Consider the following 16307-nt stretch of genomic DNA (forward strand, 5'->3'; position numbering starts at 1 on the left):
CGGCAAGTTCCTGACGGCGAAGGGGCGTTAGTCCGCGTTCGGCAGCCCGTACGCGTCCGCGATCAGTTCGTACGAGCGCAGGCGTACGTCGCCGCCGTGGGCGTTGCCCGTGAGCATCAGCTCGTCGGCGCCGGTGCGCTTCTGGAGGTCGTCGAGGCCGGCGCGGACCTCGTCCGCGGTGCCGTGGATGACGTTGGCGTTCCAGGAGTCGACGAACTCACGTTCCATCGGGCTGAAGTCGTACGCCTCCGCCTCCTCGGGGGTCGGGACGAGACCCGGGCGGCCGGTGCGCAGCCGGACCATGTTCAGGGCCGCGGCCCTCACCTGGCGGCGGGCCTCCTTCTCGTCGTCCGTGGCGAGGGCGGAGACGCCGATCAGGGCGTAGGGGGCGTCCAGCACGGCGCTCGGCCGGAAGGACTCGCGGTAGAGGTCCAGCGCCGGGATCGTGTTCTGGGCCGAGAAGTGGTGCGCGAAGGCGAAGGGGAGGCCGAGGACGCCGGCCAGGCGGGCGCTGAAACCGGAGGAGCCGAGGAGCCAGATCGGGGGGCGGTGCGGGGACTGTACGCCGCCCGGGGAGGTCGACTGGACGGGGCCCGGGACCGCGTGGATGCGGGCGTAGGGGTGACCGGCCGGGAAGTCGTCGTCCAGGAAGCGGGTCAGCTCCGCGAGCTGCTCGGGGAAGTCGTCGGCGCCCTCGTGGAGGCGCTCGGTGCGGCGGAGGGCGGCGGCGGTTGCGCCGTCCGTGCCGGGGGCACGGCCCAGGCCCAGGTCCACTCGGCCCGGGGCCATGGCTTCCAGCGTGCCGAACTGCTCCGCGATCACCAGGGGGGCGTGGTTCGGGAGCATGACGCCGCCCGAGCCCAGGCGGATGCGGGTCGTGTGGGCGGCGAGGTGGGCGAGGATCACCGCGGGTGAGGAGGAGGCCACGCCCGGCATGGAGTGGTGTTCGGCGACCCAGTAGCGGTGGAAGCCGCGGGACTCTGCGAGGCGGGAGATGGCGACGCTGGTGCGCAGGGCGTCGGTCGCGGTGCGGCCGGCGCCTACGGTGACCAGGTCCAGTACGGAGAGGGGTACGGGCGCGGTGCCTTGCGCGGTGCCTCGGATCTCGTCCGTGTCGTCCACCGGGGTGCCTCCTGTTGCGTACGTGTTGCTGTCCTCACGGCGCCAACAGGAGACAGTCCCCGTTTATTCCCGGCACCCGAGGGTTCCTCGCCCCCGCCGCCCCTACCCGTCCCATCCCAGGGGCTCCGCCCCCGAACCCCCGCATCGCCCAAAGGGCTCGTCCTCAAACGCCGGACGGGCTGAAAGAAGCGGGCCGGGGTGGGTGGGGAGACCCGGTGGGTGGGTGAGGCATCCTCAAACGCCGGACGGGCTGAGTGATACGGGCCAGGGTGGGTGGGGGCGAGCCTCGAACGCCGGGCGACCGGGGTCTTTAGGGGCGCGGGGAACTGCGCGGCCAACCCCCACCGGCCCGCAGACGAAAACCCTCCGCACAGGCTCGGACCCGGGGCGCGGCCCCGACCCAGGGGCGCGAGGAACTGCGCGACCAGCCCCCACCGGCCCGCGGACGAAAGACCTCCGCGCAGCCCCGCCCGGCCGCGGGCGAGGTGCACGGGCCGGGCCGCGTCACGCCTGGATGATGGGCTCCTTTGTGAAGAGGGTGCCGAGGGTGGGGGCGTTCACCTTGCGGTCGGCGAGGCGTAGGGCCTCCCAGACCGTGACCTGGTTGGCGGTGAGGACCGGCTTGGAGAGGTCCTTCTCCAGGGCCGAAAGGTGCGCCGCCGTGTGGAGGGCCGTGTCGGGGAGCAGGACGGCGTCCGCGTCAGCGTGGTCGCCGGCCCGGGCGAGCTCGAGGACCTCCGCCTCGCCCCAGGTCCCGACCTCCGTCGCCGTGATGATCCCGGAGGCCCTGCTCGACACGACCTCCACCCCCGCCTCCCGAAGGAACGCGGCGAAGAGGTCCGCCACGTCCTGCGGATAGGTCGCCGCGATCGCGACCCTCCGAGCCCCGACCTCCCGGACGGCGTGCGCGAACGCGAAGGACGTGGAGGAGGCGGGCAGCCCGGCCGCCCGGGCCAGGGCGCGTACTTGCTCGTGGGCGCCCTCCCAGCCGTACACGAAGCTGCCGCTGGTGCACGCCCAGACCACGGCCTCCGCGCCGGACAGCCGCAGCTCCTCGACGCCCGCCGAGAGCCGGACCGCCGAGCCCATCTCGCGCAACGCGTCGACCCGGTGGGCGTCCTCCCCGATGTCCGTGTGGACCAGCTGGAGGCGGACGTCGCTGCCCAGGAGCTGTTCGATGCGCGGGTAGTCGTCCTCGGCCGAGTGGCCCGGGTAGAGGAATCCGAGTGCGGTCATGCCCAACCTTCCTGTTCTTCCGGCAGTACGGGTCCCCCGCGGGCGGACTGATCGATCAGCCGCTGATAGGGGCCCACCGCCCGGGTACCCAGGTGACGCAGTGCCGCCCACATCGTCACCTGGTTGGCCGAGATCACCGGTATGCGCAGTTCCGCCTCCAGCTGGGGGATGACGTCGTACGTCGGCAGGTTGGTGCAGCTGATGAAGAGGGCGTCGGCCCCTTCCCCCCGCACCGCGCGGCGGGCCATGTCGACCACATCACGGTACGGAACTTTCCAGATGTGCCTGGTCAGACCCATGAAGGCGCGCCCGGTGACCTGGACGCCCGCCTCGGCGAGGTACTCCTCCAGGGACTGGGTCACCGAGACCGTGTAGGGGGTGACGAGAGTGATGCGGTGGGCGGCCAGCTCGGTGAGCGCCTCCAGCAGTGCGCCGGAGGTGGTCAGCGACGCCACCTCCCCCGCCCGTGTCATCGCCTCACACATCGCCCGCTCGCCCGCGACCCCGTCCACGAAACTGCCGGAGGTGCACGCGTACGCCACGACCTCGGGCGCGACCGCGTTCAGCGCGCGGACCGCGTCGCCGAGCGTCTCGTGCTCGGAGACCAGGCGGGCCAGGTCCAGGCTCACCTCGACCGGCACGAACGGGGTGCGGGTCAGATGCAGGGAGACGTCGTCGGGGACCCAGCGCCACAGCTCGCGATCGAGGGCGAAGTCGAAGGGGGCGACGACACCGATCCCGCGCTGGGGGCGGGGGCCGCCGAGAAAGGAGACGTCCATGGCAGCACCGGCCTCACGAAGGGAGACGAAGGGGCAACGGACCGTGTGTACGTCCGTGTTGACGAAGGTAGGTTCGGGTGCGAGCGTGGTCAATCCGCGCATCTCAGACGACTCCGGCCGCCCCCGCCCACCCCGCAGGTTCGTCCTCTCAAGAACTCAGGAACTCAGAAACTCAAGAACTCAGGAACTCAGGAAGGCTCCGAAACCCTTCGGGACTCTTCGGAACCCTCAGGACTCTCAGGACTCCCAAGACTCCCAGGACTCCTCGGAACTCTCAGGAAAGCGGACTCGCATTGCGAAACGGTTTCCCTCGCCCGCCCCGCCCCGTATCCGCGTCGGCCCCGGCCTCCGGGTCCGGTGCCGGATCGCGCACCACCCTCCTCGTCCTGGACGCCGAGCCGCTCCCCCGCCTCGGCAGACTCACCGGCCGGGTGCGGATCGAGCACGCCGACGAGTCGACGCTGGCCGAGCGGCTCCCGCGCGCGGACGTGCTGCTGGTCTGGGACTTCACCTCGCACGCGGTGCGCCGCGCCTGGCCCGGCGAGGGGCCCCGGCCGCGCTGGGTGCACACGGCGAGCGCGGGCGTCGACCACCTCATGTGCCCCGAACTCGCCGCGTCCGACACGGTGGTGACCAACGCGCGCGGGATCTTCGACCGGCCGATCGCCGAGTACGTCGCCGCGCTGGTCCTCGCGATGGCCAAGGACCTGCCGAGGACGTGGGAGCTTCAGCGGCGGCGGGAGTGGCGGCATCGGGAGTCGCAGCGGGTGGCGGGCACACGCGCGTGTGTGGTCGGTTCCGGGCCGATCGGGCGGACGATCGTCAAGACGCTCAAGGCGCTCGAGGTGACGACGGCCCTGGTGGGGCGTACCGCGCGCACCGGGATCCACGGGCCCGAGGAGCTCGACCGGCTGATGGCGCGCGCCGACTGGGTGGTGTCGGCGGCGCCGCTCACCGAGGCCACGTACGGCATGTTCGACGCGCGGCGCTTCGGGATGATGCAGCCCTCGGCGCGCTTCATCAACGTCGGCCGGGGGCAGTTGGTCGTCGAGGACGCGCTCGCCGAGGCGCTGTCGAAGCGGTGGATCGCGGGCGCGGCCCTCGATGTCTTCCGGGACGAGCCGCTCGGCCCGGACAGCCCGCTGTGGGATGTTCCCGGGCTGATCGTGTCGCCGCACATGAGCGGGGACACGGTCGGCTGGCGGGACGAACTCGGGGCGCAGTTCGTGGAGATGTACGAGCGCTGGGAGGCGGGCAGAACGCTGCCGAACGTGGTCGACAAGAAGCGCGGATACGTACCGGGGCACTGAGACTTCCTCTGGAGGGGCCGATGTCGGAACTCGTCGAGCTGACCGCGGTACAACTCCTCGACGGCTACCGCAAGGGCGAGTTCAGCCCCGTGGACGCCACGCGAGCGGCGTTGCGCAGGGCCGTGGAGATCCAGCCGGCCGTGAACGCGTTCGTACGTCTCGAGACGGACGCGGCCCTCGCGCGGGCGACCGAGTCCGCGGACCGCTGGCGGCGGGGTGAGCCCGTCGGGCTCCTTGACGGGGTACCGGTCTGCGTCAAGGACATCCTGCTGCTGCGCGGCGGACCGACCCTGCGCGGCTCCAAGACCGTTGATCCCCAGGGACGTTGGGACGAGGACGCGCCGTCCGTCGCCCGGCTGCGCGAGCACGGGGCGGTGTTCCTCGGGAAGACGACGACACCCGAGTTCGGCTGGAAGGGCGTCACGGATTCGCCGCTGTCGGGGGTCACCCGCAATCCGTACGACGTCACGCGCACGGCGGGCGGCTCCAGTGGCGGCAGCGCGGCGGCCGTCGCGCTCGGGGCGGGGCCGCTGGCGCTGGGCACGGACGGGGGCGGCAGTGTGCGCATCCCGGCCGCGTTCTGCGGGATCTTCGGTCTGAAGCCGACGTACGGGAGGGTGCCGCTGTACCCCGCGAGCGCGTTCGGGACGCTCTCGCACGTGGGGCCGATGACACGGGACGCGGCCGACGCGGCGCTGATGATGGACGTGATCAGCGGACCGGACGCCCGTGACTGGTCGGCGCTCGGGCCGGTGGACGGGTCCTTCGTGGAGGCCCTTGGGGGTGGGGTGCGGGGGCTGCGGGTCGCGTACTCGCCGTCCCTCGGCGGTCAGGTCGCGGTCCAGCCGGCCGTCGCGGCGGCGGTGCGGCGGGCGGTGGAGCGGCTCGCGGGGCTCGGCGCGTACGTCACCGAGGCCGACCCCGATCTCACCGACCCGGTGGAGGCCTTCCACGTCCTGTGGTTCGGCGGTGCGGCCCGGGTGGCCCAGCGGCTCGGGCCGCGGCAGCGGGAGTCGCTGGACCCGGGGCTGCGGGAGATCTGCGCGCGGGGCGCCCGGTTCAGCGCGCTGGACTACCTGGCCGCGGTGGACGTCCGGATGGAGCTCGGGCGGCGGATGGGACGCTTCCACGAGTCGTACGACGTGCTGGTGACGCCGACCCTGCCGCTGACGGCGTTCGCGGCGGGGGTGGAGGTGCCGCCGGGCTCCGGGCACCGCCGCTGGACGGGGTGGACCCCGTTCACGTACCCCTTCAACATGACCCAGCAGCCCGCCGCGAGCGTCCCGGTCGGCACGGACGGCGACGGCCTCCCGGTCGGCCTGCAGATCGTCGCCGCCCGCCACCGCGACGACCTCGTCCTGCGCACGGCACACGCCCTCTACGAGACGGGCACCGCGGGGGTGGCTCCGCCGCCGGGGTTCTAGGGACGGCCCGGCGCCCCACATGCCGCATGTGCCCCACGAGCCCTACGCCCTACGGAAGCTGAGCGTCTCCCCCTGGGCGCCCGAGCGCCAGAGGTCGTTGCAGGCCTCGGCCATCGCCTCCAGGCCCTCGGTCACCTGGCCCCAGACGATGCCCGGGACCCAGCCCACGTCCCCGTTGAGCAGCAGGTTGTTGCGTTCGTAGAAGAGGGCGAGGTCGACGACGGTGGTGCCGGGGCGTACGTCGGTGTCGTAGCCGTAGGCCTTCGTACCCAGTTCCGTGCCCGCGAAGGCGAAATAGCAGAGGTCTCCGGGAATGGGGGTGACTGTCGGATTTTCCAGCGGTGGCTCCGATTTCGCGAAAGGCGGGAAAAGGGCGTAGATCTCATTGCGTGCGTACTTCGCGTGGTAGACGTCGCCCCCCAGGGGAAGCGCGTCCCACACCGTCGCGCAGGTGACCGGCGCCCGGTCGTCGAGCAGCTTCGCGGTGCAGTGGATTTCGCGCTTGACCAGCGAGACCTCGATGAATCGATCAGCCATGCATTCCATGGTCTCCCCGGAGTCAAGGGCGCCTCAGCGTCACCCGACGTCGCACGGGGCCGAAATCGATCCGAATACTTCGCATGCTCTCGGGTAGCCGCGCGGCCATGGCCCCACCACTCAGGAATGACGGGAATGACGGGACGGACGGGACCGACGCGGAGAAACGAAGTCCGAGTCGGCGGTCGCTGCTCACGGGTGTCTCCGCGCTCGGCGCCGTCGGCGTGCTGGGCGCCGCCGGCTGCACCCGGGTCGCCACCGCGTCCGACAACGGCGGTGATCTCCTCGACCGGCTCAAGGCGCAGGGCGTCGTACGGCTGGGCATAGCCGGTGAGATCCCGTTCGGCTACATCGACAAGAACGGTGAACTGACCGGCGAGGCACCCGAACTCGCCAAGGTGATCTTCAGGCGGCTGGGCGTCGACCGGGTGCAACCCGTGCCGACCGAGTTCGGCTCGCTCATTCCCGGGCTCAACTCGCAGCAGTTCGACGTCGTGTCCGCGGGGATGTACATCAACCCGGAACGCTGTCAGCAGGTCGTCTTCGCCGACCCGGACTACCAGATGCTGGACGGCTTCGTCGTGCGCAAGGGCAATCCGTTGGGCCTGCACGACTACAAGGACGTCGTGACGAAGAAGGCCAAGTTCGCGACCGGCACCGGATACGCCGAGATCCAGCACGCCGTCGAGGCCGGGGTCAAGGAGAGCGACATCCTGATCGTGCCCGATCAGGTGGCCGGGCTGAACGCGGTCGAGGCGGGCCGTGTCGACGTCTTCGCCGGGACCGCGCTGACCACGCGCGAGGTGGCCAGGAAGTCCCGCAAGGCGGAGAGCACGAAGCCGTTCACACCCCTGGTCAAAGGCAAGCCGCACGTCGACGGCGGCGGCTTTGCGTTCCGTTCCGCCGAGACGCGGCTGCGCGACGCCTTCAACGTGGAACTGAAGAAGCTGAAGGCCAGCGGGGAGTTGTTCCGCATTCTGCGGCCCTTCGGGTTCACCCGGGCCGAGATGACCGACATGACCGCGAAGGAGCTCTGCCGCGGATGACCTCGGGACTGTGGGAACTCGTACTCAAAGGTGTCTGGGTCACCGTCCAGTTGCTGTTCCTCAGCTCGCTGGTGGCCGGGGCCGTCTCGTTCGCCGTCGGTGTCGCGCGCACCTCGCGGCGGTGGATCGTCCGCTTCCTCGCGGGCCTCTACACCGAGGTGTTCCGCGGCACCTCCGCCCTGATCATGATCTTCTGGGTGTACTTCGTGCTGCCGCTCGCCTTCGGCTGGCAGCTCGTCCCGATGTGGGCGGGCACGCTGGCGCTGGGCCTGACCTATGGGGCGTACGGCAGTGAGATCGTGCGCGGCGCCCTGAACGCCGTCGACCCCGCCCAGCGCGAGGGCGGCATCGCGCTCAGCTTCACGCCCTGGCAGCGGATGCGGCTGATCCTGCTGCCGCAGGCGGTGCCCGAGATGATCCCCTCCTTCTGCAACCTGCTGGTCGAACTGCTCAAGGGCACGGCCCTGGTGTCGATCATGGGCATGGGTGATCTGACGTTCAGCGGCAACCTCGTGCGGCTCGCGCTCCAGCAGAGCGCGGAGATCTACGCGTACGTCCTGCTGATCTACTTCGCGATCGCCTTCGTGATCACCCGGCTGATGCGGGCACTGGAGCGGCGGCTGAAGGCAGGGATCGGCAAGGCGCCCCGGCCCGCCAGGACCACACCGCGGCGCGCGGAAGCCACCGGCGTCGGTGCCACGGGAGGTGCCGCATGAACTGGGACTGGGGCGCGGTGCGCGACTTCATGCCGCACTTCTGGGACGGACTGCTGGTCACCCTGCAGGCGCTGGCGCTCGGCTCGGTGATCTCCTTCGCCCTGGGTCTGGTGTGGGCGCTGCTGATGCGCACGCCGACCCGCTGGGTGCGCTGGCCGGTCGGGGTCGTCACGGAGTTCATCCGCAACACCCCGCTGCTGGTGCAGCTGTTCTTCCTCTTCTACGTGCTGCCCGAGTGGAACATCACGTTCTCCGCGCTGACCACCGGTGTCGTCGCGATCGGGCTGCACTACTCGACGTACACGATGCAGGTCTACCGGGCCGGCATCGAGGGCGTGCCGGCCGGCCAGTGGGAAGCGGCCACGGCGCTCAACCTGCCGCTGCGGCGCACCTGGACCGCGGTGATCCTGCCGCAGGCGATCCGCCGGGTGGTGCCCGCGCTCGGCAACTACGTCATCTCGATGCTCAAGGACACCCCGATGCTGATGGCGATCACCGTGCTGGAGATGCTCGGTGAGGCGCGGCTGTACTCGCAGGAGCACTTCCAGTTCACCGAGCCGCTCACGGTCATCGGCGTGGCCTTCATCCTCATTTCCTATCCGGCTTCCCTCCTTCTGCGAGCCCTGGAGCGACGTCTTGTCCGCTGACACCCCCCTCGACACGTCCACAACCCCTGCAGACACGGCCCCTGCGGAAAAGGCCGACCACACGGCCAATCCGCCGGTGGACGGCGGCGAGCTGATCCGTTTCGACAAGGTCACCAAGCGCTTCGGGGACAACACCGTCCTCGACGGCCTCGACTTCCGTGTCGACTCCGGCAAGCACGTCACGCTGATCGGCCCGTCCGGCTCCGGCAAGACGACCATCCTGCGGCTGCTGATGACCCTGGCCAAGCCCGACGAGGGCACGATCACGGTCGCCGGTGAGCGGCTCCACCCGGCCCCCGAGAAGCAGATCCGGGAGGTCCGCAAGAAGATCGGGATGGTCTTCCAGCAGTTCAACCTCTTCCCGAACATGAAGGTGCTCCGCAACATCACCGAGGCGCCGGTCACCGTCCTCGGGCTGTCCGGGGACGAGGCCGAGGCGCGGGCCCGGGAGCTGCTGGAGATGGTGGGCCTCGCGGACAAGTGCGACGCCTACCCGAGTCAGTTGTCCGGCGGACAGCAGCAGCGGGTGGCGATCGCCCGGGCGCTGGCGATGCGGCCCCAGGTGCTGCTTCTGGACGAGGTGACGTCCGCGCTCGACCCCGAGCTGGTCACGGGCGTCCTCGACGTCCTCCGTGACATCGCCCACACCACCGACATCACGATGCTCTGTGTGACCCATGAGATGAATTTCGCCCGCGACATCTCGGACCAGGTGCTGATGTTCGATTCCGGCCATGTCATCGAGTCCGGTTCGCCCGACCGGATCTTCACCGATCCGGAGCACGAAAGGACCCGGGAATTCCTCAGCGCGATCCTTTGACTACAAAAAGTGAACGCGACAAGGTGCGAGGTCCGGACCACGTGGCATGCCCGCTGAGCCATGACCTTGGCATATGCCAGAGTGTCGCACTCCTGCTGAGCGAACCGGAGCGCACCGACTTTCTCGCCAACAGCCCCTCCCCACCAAGCGTTTGACAGTTATCGTGGAGAAGCTCAGCTGTCCGGATCGATGGCCCAAAAAGCGCAGGGGGAAACCGTGGCGCTGATGAACGAGCCGACCGCGCCGTACCACTCGGCCCAGGACGCCCTGCGCGTCCTGGAGACGGTGGCCCGGCACTCCGGCGGCGTCACCGACGTCGAGCTGGCCCGCCAGACGGGCCTCGGCACGGAGCGCCTGACCGCGCTGCTGCGGATGCTGCGCCGGGAGGGGTACGTCGAGCAGGTCGTTGACGGCGCGTACGTCGCCGGTGCCGCCCTCGGCCGGCTGGGCTCCGCCCACGGCCGCGACCAGGCGCTGCGCGAGAAACTCCAGCAGACCATCGACCGGCTGCGCGACTCGGTCGGCGCCGCGATCTACATCAGCCGCTACATCGACGGCGAGGTGCACGTCACCCAGTGCGCCGAGGGTCCCGCGACCCCCGCGGTCAACGAATGGGTGGACTTCCGCTCCTCGGCCCACGCCAGCGCGGTCGGCAAGAGCCTCCTCGGCCAGCTCGACCTGAACGCCCGGCGCGACCATCTCTCCCGCCACAAGATGGCCCGCCTCACCTCGCGGACCATCACCAACGAGCGGCTGCTGCTGTCCCGGCTCGACGCCCAGCCCGCCACGGTGCCGGTGCTCGACCTCCAGGAGTACGCGATCGGCACGGTCTGCGCGGCCGTCCCCATCACCGCGGGCTCCTCGGTCGGCTGCCTCGCCCTCTCCCTCCCGGTCGAACACGCCCACCGCCTGCGCCGCGCCGCGGACACCCTCAACCGCGGCGCCACCCCCGTCCTGCTCTCCCTGGCCATCTAGGGCCTGTCCGCCGGACAGGCCCTAGGACCCACTCTTTTGGATCAGGCCCTGGGTGGTCGGAAGCACCCGTCCGGACCAGGTAGTATTTCTTTTGTCGCCGACCGCGGAAGCGGGAGGCGAGAGTCATGCGCCGCTAGCTCAGTTGGTTAGAGCAGCTGACTCTTAATCAGCGGGTCCGGGGTTCGAGTCCCTGGCGGCGCACATGAGAAGGCCCTTCACCATGGTGAGGGGCCTTCATTCGTCTGCCATGGCCAGTGACAGGGCGTGGACCGTCGGATGCGTGTAGAGCAGCCGCATGGAAGGCGCGGGCAGCCCGCGCTCACGCAGCGCGGTGCCGACACGGATCGCGTAGAGCGAGTTCCCACCGAGCTCGAAGAAGTTGTCGTCCGGGCCGACGGGAACACCGAGGATCTCCTCCCACACCCCGGTGAGGGCCGTCACGAGGTCTCCGGTGGGCGCGGGCACCGATACCGGCTTCCCCGGCGCCGGCAGACGGTCGCGGTCCAGCTTGCCGTTCGGGGTCAGCGGCAGCGCGGGGACGCGGGTGACGGTCGTCGGCAGCATGTGGTCGGGCAGCAGCCGCGCGGCCCGCCGGCGTACGTCGCCGGTGTCCCCGTCGGCCACGACATACGCGTCGATCCGCACCCCCGCCGCGTCCTCGAAGGCGTCCCCGCTCAGCACCACCGCCGCCGCCGTGACCACCGGGTCCTCCAGCAGCACCGCCCGGATCTCGTCCGGCTCGATCCGGTACCCGCGCACCTTCACCTGGCTGTCGATCCGCCCCAGGTGCTCCAGTGAACCGTCGGCGCGCAGCCGCCCCAGGTCACCGCTGCGGTACCACCGGCCGGGGCCGTACGGATCGTTCACGAACCGCTCGGCCGTCAGCTCGGGCCGCCCCAGGTATCCGAGGGCGAGTCCGGCCCCGCCCACCCAGATCTCCCCCGCCGCGCCCGTCGGCAGCGGGCGCCCCCGCTCGTCGCGCACCGACACCGACCAGCCGGGCAGCGGGCGGCCCACCGAGCGGGAGGCGGCCAGGGCCTCACGCCGGGTGACGGTCGCCGCGGTGACGTGGACGGTGGTCTCCGTGATCCCGTACATGTTCACCAGGCGGCAGCGGTCCTCCGGGTGGCGGTCGAACCAGCCGAGCAGCGGCCGCGTGTCCAGCGCCTCCCCGCCCAGCACCACCAGCCGCACCGACAGCCCTTCCTTCGCGCCGCGGTCCACCGCCCGCAACTGCCCGAAGGCCGACGGGGTCTGGCTGAGGACGGTCACCGACTCCCGTACGAGCAGCGCGTGGAAGTCCTCCGGCGAGCGCGCCACCCAGTGGTCCACGACCACCAGCCGGGCGCCGGTCAGCAGGGCGCCCCAGATCTCCCACACCGAGAAGTCGAAGGCGGCGGAGTGGAAGAACGTCCAGGTGTCGGCGGCGGTGAGGGCGAAGTCCTCGCGGGTGGCGTCGAGGAGGGCGAGGACATTGGCGTGGGGGACGACGACCCCCTTGGGGCGGCCGGTCGAACCGGAGGTGTGGATGACGTAGGCGGGATCCTCCGGGGAGAGGTCCCGCGGGGTGAGGTTGCGCGGCCGGTCGGTCCGCGCGGCGCCCAGGTAGGGCGCGGTGTCCCGGACGACCAGCCGTACGCCCGCGTCGCGCGCCGTACGGTCGAGGCGCTCCTCGGGGTGCGCCGGATCCATCGGCACGTACGCCGCGCCCGCCTTCAGCACCGCGAGCATCGTCGCCACCAGGTCGGCGCCCCGCTCCAGCCGGACACCGACCCGGTCACCGGGGCGGACCCCGGCGGCGCGCAGTCCCGCGGCCAGCCGCTCGGCGCGTTCGCGCAGTGCCCCGTACGTCGTCGTGGTGCCGTCGTGGGTGAGGGCGGGGGCGTCGGGGTGGCGATCGGCGCGGGCGTCGAAGGCGGTGTCGATACGGGAGGCAGCAGCGGACCGGAGTATGCCGGCGGGCGGCGGGAGCAGGCGCTCCGCCTCTTCGCGGGGGATCAGTTCGATCTCCGCGAGGGGGCGGTGGCCCAGCTGACCGTGCGCGTGGGTGAGGTGGCGGGCGAAGGCCCGGGCGGAGGCTTCGTCGATGTGCCGGAGCTGGTGGTGCAGCTCGACCGTGTTCCCGCGCGGGACGAGGGTGAGAGGGAAGGGGGCCGACTGGAACGGGAGTCGGTGACTGAAGGTGGGGTCCACCGGGCCCACCTCGTCGAGGACCGTGGCGTACGCGGGTAGTCCGTCCCCCGGGTCGCGATGCTCGTAGCGGGCGAGGACCAGGGCCGCGGCAGGGGCCCCGGCCGGTACCGGGACGGTGACCACGCCCGTCCGGTCACCGGCCCCCTCCTCGCCCGTCGCCCAGTCGACACGGGGCCCATGCGGGCCGCTCGGCGGCTCGTGGCCGCCGAGCGGAACGGTCACTTCGGCGGCGGGACGGTGACCGAGCAGGACGTGCGCGATGTCCTGGAGCGCGGCCGGGGTCAGCACCGCGTGGTCGGCCACCAGCACCAGATGGGCACCCCCGTCCTCGTACCGCAGCAGGACCGCGCGGAACGCCGGGCCCGATGGGTCGAGCGGCCGATGGAGTTCGCTCCGCAGCCGGTGTGCGGCGAACCGCGCGGGCACGGACTCACTCCACAAAACCGGCCACCGCTCAAGCAGTTCGGGCCACCAGCCGCGTACGGCCGCGTCGAGGAGGGGCCCGGGATCGACGGCGCCGGGAAGGCGCGCGGCGAGGGCGTGACACGTCACGTTCGGTCTCCATCCGTGGGGCTAGCGAGCCGAGAAGCCTCCGTCGACCGTGAGGACGGTGCCGGTCACCTGGCGGGACTCGTCGGAGGCGAGCCAGAGGGCGGCGGTGGCGACGTCGTCCGGTTCGACGAGGGCGTTCATGGGCTGGGCCTGGACGAAGGTCTGCTCGTGCTCGGCGACCGGCACGTCCAGGGCGCGGGCGATCTCGGCGAGCATCCGGCCCTCCACACGGGGGTCGTCGCGGACCGAGCCGGGGCAGATGGCGTTGACGCGGACCCGGCGGGGCGCGTAGTCGAGGGCGACCGCCTTGGTCAGGCCGATCAGGCCGTGCTTGGCGGCGACGTACCCGGCGAAGTGGCGGTAGCCGACCAGACCGGCCGTGGAGGCGATGTTGATGATCGAGCCGGCGCCCCGCGCGGTCATCAGGGCGCCCGCCGCGCGGATCGTGCGCCAGGCCCCGGAGAGGTCCACGTCCAGCATCAGCTGCCACTCGTGCTCCTCGATCTCGTGGGCGGCCCGGCCGGAGGGGGCGGCGATCCCGGCGTTGTTGACGAGGACGTCGAGCCGTCCGAAGCGGGCCGTCGTCTCCTTCACCGCCGTCTCCACCGCGGCCAGGTCCCGTACGTCGACCCGGGCCGTACGGACGGCGGCGCCCGTCTCCCGGCAGAGCTCCGCCGTGTGCGCCAACTGGCTCTCGGAGCCCAGCGGATACGGCACACCCGGCAGGTCCGCCGCGATATCCACGAGCATCAGATCGGCGCCCTCGCGGGCGAACGCGACGGCGGTCGCCCGGCCGATGCCGCGGGCCGCCCCGGTGACGAGGGCGACCTTGCCCGAGAGCCGCGGACCGCCCGGGCTCACCGGGCTCACCGGCCCCAACCATCCACCCGGCTCACCGCGCGCGCCCGGCGCGGAGTTCGGCCCCGATCAGGCGCAGGAGGGCGCCCGGGTTCTCCGTCAGGTACATGTGGCCGCCGTCCGGTTCCGCCGTGGTGAGCTTTCCGGTGGTGGCGCGGGACCACTCGGCGGCCTCGGCCGCGCTCACCAGCTCGTCGTCGCGGCCGCGCAGGGCGAGGACCGGGGCGCCGAGCGGGCGGTCGGAGGCGGGCCGGTACGTCTCGTGCATCCGTACGTCGGCCCGCAGCAGCGGGAGCAGCAGCTCACGCATCTCCGGGTGCTCCAGGGCCGGGTGCGCGTACCCCGCGAAGGTGCGCACCCGGGCCAGGAACTCCGCGTCGGGCAGGCCGCTCGCCCGGTCCGCGCGGCCGCTCCACGGGCCCGGCGCCCCGCTGACGACGAGGGCATCGAGGCGGACGCCGGGGTCGGCCTCCAGCAGGTGTGCCAGCTCGAAGCCGAGCACCGCGCCGAGGCTGTGCCCGAACACCGCCACCCGCGCGCCCTCCGGGAGCTGCCGGGTCACCTGGGTGTGCGCCTCGGCGGCCGCCCGTACCGCGTCCGTGTGGGGCTCCTCCACGAACCGCTCCTCGCGGCCGGGGAGTTGCACCGGCAGGACGCGCAGGCCCGCCGGTGCCCGGTCCTGCCACGGCTTGAAGAAGGACGCGCCCGCCCCGGCGAAGGGCAGACAGACGAGGTGGGTCTCTTCCACTGCTGGCATCGCTCCCGAGTCTCGGTTCCGGATACAAAGGGGCCGGGGCTCAGCCCGTGGTGACGAACTCGGTCAGGACCCGGGCCAGCAGGCCGGGGTCCTGCGCCCCGCACAGCTCCCGCGCGGAGTGCATCGACAGCCCCGGCACGCCCACGTCGACGGTGGCGACTCCCAGCCGGGCCGCGGTGATCGGGCCGATCGAGGTGCCGCACGGCATGGCGTTGTGGGAGACGAACGGCTGCCAGGGCACCTCGGCGCGCTCGCAGGCCGCGGCGAAGGCGGCTACTCCGGTGCCGTCGGTGGCGTACCGCTGGTTGACGTTGACCTTGACGACGGGGCCGCCGTTGGGGAGGGGGTGGTGGTCCGGGTCGTGGCGTTCGGCGTAGTTGGGGTGCACGGCGTGCGACATGTCGGCGGAGACGCAGAAGGCGCCGGCGAGGGCCCGGTTGAAGTCCTCGGCGCTGCCGCCGCGCGCGGCGACGGACCGGCCGAGCACCCGCTCCAGCAGGGGGCCCTGGGCGCCCGACTGGGAGCCGCTGCCGACCTCCTCGTGGTCGAAGGCGGCGAGCACCGGAATGTGGGCGGGCGGCTGGGCGGCGGTGGCGGCGGAGACCAGCGCGGTGACGCCCGCGTGCACGGAGATCTGGTTGTCCAGCCGGGGCGAGACGAGGAACTCCTCGTCGGCGCCGAGATAGCCGGGCGGCTGGATGTCGTGCAGCATCAGGTCCCATCCGAGGACCTCGGCGACGTCGGTGTCCGCCTCGGCGGCGACCCGGGCGAGCAGGGCGCCGGGCCGGGTGGGGCCGAGGCCCCACAGCGGGGTCATGTGCAGCTGCGCGTCGAGCGCGACACCTTCGTTGACGCTGCGGTCGAGGTGGATGGCGAGCTGGGGTACGCGCAGCAGCGGCTGGTCGACGCAGACGAGGCGGCTGGATCCGTCGCGCAGGGTCAGTCGGCCCGAGATGCCGAGGTCGCGGTCGAGCCAGGTGTTGTGCGGGACGCCGCCGTATATCTCCACGGCGATCTGCCGCCAGCCCGCGGAGCCGGTGTCGGGCTCGGGCTTGATCCGCAGGTTCGGGGAGTCGGTGTGGGCTCCGACGATCCGGAACGGGGTGCGGGCCGGGGCGCCCGCGGGGACGTACCAGGCAAGCAGCGCTCCGGCGCGGACGACGTACCGGCCGCCCTCGGCACCGGCCGTCCAGTCGTCCGTCTCGCGCAGCTCCTGGAAGCCCGCCTTCTCCAGGCGCTGGGCCGCGTTCGCGACCACGTGGTAGGGCGAGGGGCTGGAGCGGACGAAGGAGAGCAGATCGTCGCTGTGACTGCGGTCATGTGTGGGGGACATGG

At 71.8% G+C, this 16307-nt stretch carries 15 protein-coding genes and 1 tRNA gene; 8 read left to right on the plus strand and 8 right to left on the minus strand.

Annotation, left to right across the window (positions count from 1 at the left end; genetic code table 11):
* Nucleotides 1–27: 27 nt before the first annotated feature.
* The 3 genes from OG798_RS22190 to OG798_RS22200 all read right to left on the minus strand — a co-directional run bounded on the left by OG798_RS22190 (nt 28) and on the right by OG798_RS22200 (nt 3137).
* Nucleotides 28–1122 (minus strand): LLM class flavin-dependent oxidoreductase, encoded by a 1095-nt coding sequence (locus OG798_RS22190; RefSeq protein ID WP_075029169.1) that lies wholly within the window; start codon nt 1120–1122, stop codon nt 28–30.
* A 504-nt stretch (nt 1123–1626) separates the two neighbouring features.
* On the minus strand, nt 1627–2358 hold the full coding sequence (locus OG798_RS22195) for a maleate cis-trans isomerase family protein (RefSeq protein ID WP_095854476.1): 732 nt from the start codon (nt 2356–2358) through the stop codon (nt 1627–1629).
* The gene (locus OG798_RS22200) at nt 2355–3137 is read right to left on the minus strand and encodes a maleate cis-trans isomerase family protein (protein ID WP_328760063.1); all 783 of its coding nucleotides are present in this window, start codon (nt 3135–3137) and stop codon (nt 2355–2357) included. Before OG798_RS22200 ends, OG798_RS22195 begins: the two co-directional genes overlap by 4 nt.
* A 386-nt stretch (nt 3138–3523) precedes the next feature.
* On the opposite strand from OG798_RS22200, the gene OG798_RS22205 reads away from it, so the two are divergent.
* The gene (locus OG798_RS22205) at nt 3524–4447 is read left to right on the plus strand and encodes a D-2-hydroxyacid dehydrogenase (RefSeq protein ID WP_257039684.1); all 924 of its coding nucleotides are present in this window, start codon (nt 3524–3526) and stop codon (nt 4445–4447) included.
* 20 nt (nt 4448–4467) lie between these two features.
* Nucleotides 4468–5871 carry an amidase gene (locus OG798_RS22210; protein ID WP_121416032.1) on the plus strand — a complete coding sequence of 468 codons (1404 nt, stop codon included), beginning with the start codon at nt 4468–4470 and terminating at the stop codon, nt 5869–5871.
* Nucleotides 5872–5913: 42 nt separating this feature from the next.
* Here OG798_RS22210 and OG798_RS22215 read toward each other — a convergent pair whose 3' ends face one another.
* Nucleotides 5914–6408 carry a DUF3830 family protein gene (locus tag OG798_RS22215; RefSeq protein ID WP_328757577.1) on the minus strand — a complete coding sequence of 165 codons (495 nt, stop codon included), beginning with the start codon at nt 6406–6408 and terminating at the stop codon, nt 5914–5916.
* Between the two features lie 107 nt (nt 6409–6515).
* Here OG798_RS22215 and ehuB point away from each other — a divergent pair, with 107 nt between their 5' ends.
* The 6 genes from ehuB (at nt 6516) to OG798_RS22245 (ending at nt 10813) form a co-directional block, all read left to right on the plus strand.
* Nucleotides 6516–7454: an ectoine/hydroxyectoine ABC transporter substrate-binding protein EhuB gene (gene ehuB / locus OG798_RS22220; protein ID WP_121418476.1), complete on the plus strand. Its 939-nt coding sequence runs from the start codon at nt 6516–6518 to the stop codon at nt 7452–7454.
* The gene (gene ehuC / locus OG798_RS22225) at nt 7451–8170 is read left to right on the plus strand and encodes an ectoine/hydroxyectoine ABC transporter permease subunit EhuC (protein WP_121416031.1); all 720 of its coding nucleotides are present in this window, start codon (nt 7451–7453) and stop codon (nt 8168–8170) included. Before ehuB ends, ehuC begins: the two co-directional genes overlap by 4 nt.
* A complete protein-coding gene (gene ehuD, locus OG798_RS22230) occupies nt 8167–8817 on the plus strand; it encodes an ectoine/hydroxyectoine ABC transporter permease subunit EhuD (RefSeq protein ID WP_060898408.1) in 651 nt (216 codons plus the stop codon). Before ehuC ends, ehuD begins: the two co-directional genes overlap by 4 nt.
* Before the next feature lie 76 nt (nt 8818–8893).
* A complete protein-coding gene (gene ehuA / locus OG798_RS22235) occupies nt 8894–9637 on the plus strand; it encodes an ectoine/hydroxyectoine ABC transporter ATP-binding protein EhuA (protein WP_054235582.1) in 744 nt (247 codons plus the stop codon).
* Nucleotides 9638–9853: 216 nt separating this feature from the next.
* Nucleotides 9854–10612 carry an IclR family transcriptional regulator gene (locus OG798_RS22240; RefSeq protein WP_054235545.1) on the plus strand — a complete coding sequence of 253 codons (759 nt, stop codon included), beginning with the start codon at nt 9854–9856 and terminating at the stop codon, nt 10610–10612.
* 127 nt (nt 10613–10739) lie between these two features.
* Nucleotides 10740–10813 (plus strand) — tRNA-Lys (locus OG798_RS22245).
* A 33-nt stretch (nt 10814–10846) separates the two neighbouring features.
* On the opposite strand, the gene OG798_RS22250 is transcribed toward OG798_RS22245, so the two are convergent.
* From OG798_RS22250 to OG798_RS22265, 4 genes are read right to left on the minus strand one after another with little or no spacing between them, the layout of a single operon-like run.
* The gene (locus tag OG798_RS22250) at nt 10847–13357 is read right to left on the minus strand and encodes an amino acid adenylation domain-containing protein (RefSeq protein ID WP_328757579.1); all 2511 of its coding nucleotides are present in this window, start codon (nt 13355–13357) and stop codon (nt 10847–10849) included.
* 21 nt (nt 13358–13378) lie between these two features.
* Nucleotides 13379–14227: a mycofactocin-coupled SDR family oxidoreductase gene (locus tag OG798_RS22255; protein ID WP_179436851.1), complete on the minus strand. Its 849-nt coding sequence runs from the start codon at nt 14225–14227 to the stop codon at nt 13379–13381.
* A gap of 22 nt (nt 14228–14249) precedes the next feature.
* The gene (locus OG798_RS22260) at nt 14250–14972 is read right to left on the minus strand and encodes a thioesterase II family protein (RefSeq protein ID WP_097225763.1); all 723 of its coding nucleotides are present in this window, start codon (nt 14970–14972) and stop codon (nt 14250–14252) included.
* 40 nt (nt 14973–15012) lie between these two features.
* Nucleotides 15013–16305: a M18 family aminopeptidase gene (locus OG798_RS22265; protein ID WP_095854468.1), complete on the minus strand. Its 1293-nt coding sequence runs from the start codon at nt 16303–16305 to the stop codon at nt 15013–15015.
* Nucleotides 16306–16307 lie beyond the last annotated feature (2 nt).

Origin of the sequence: Streptomyces sp. NBC_00271, assembly GCF_036178845.1 — a bacterium.
GTDB lineage: Bacteria > Actinomycetota > Actinomycetes > Streptomycetales > Streptomycetaceae > Streptomyces.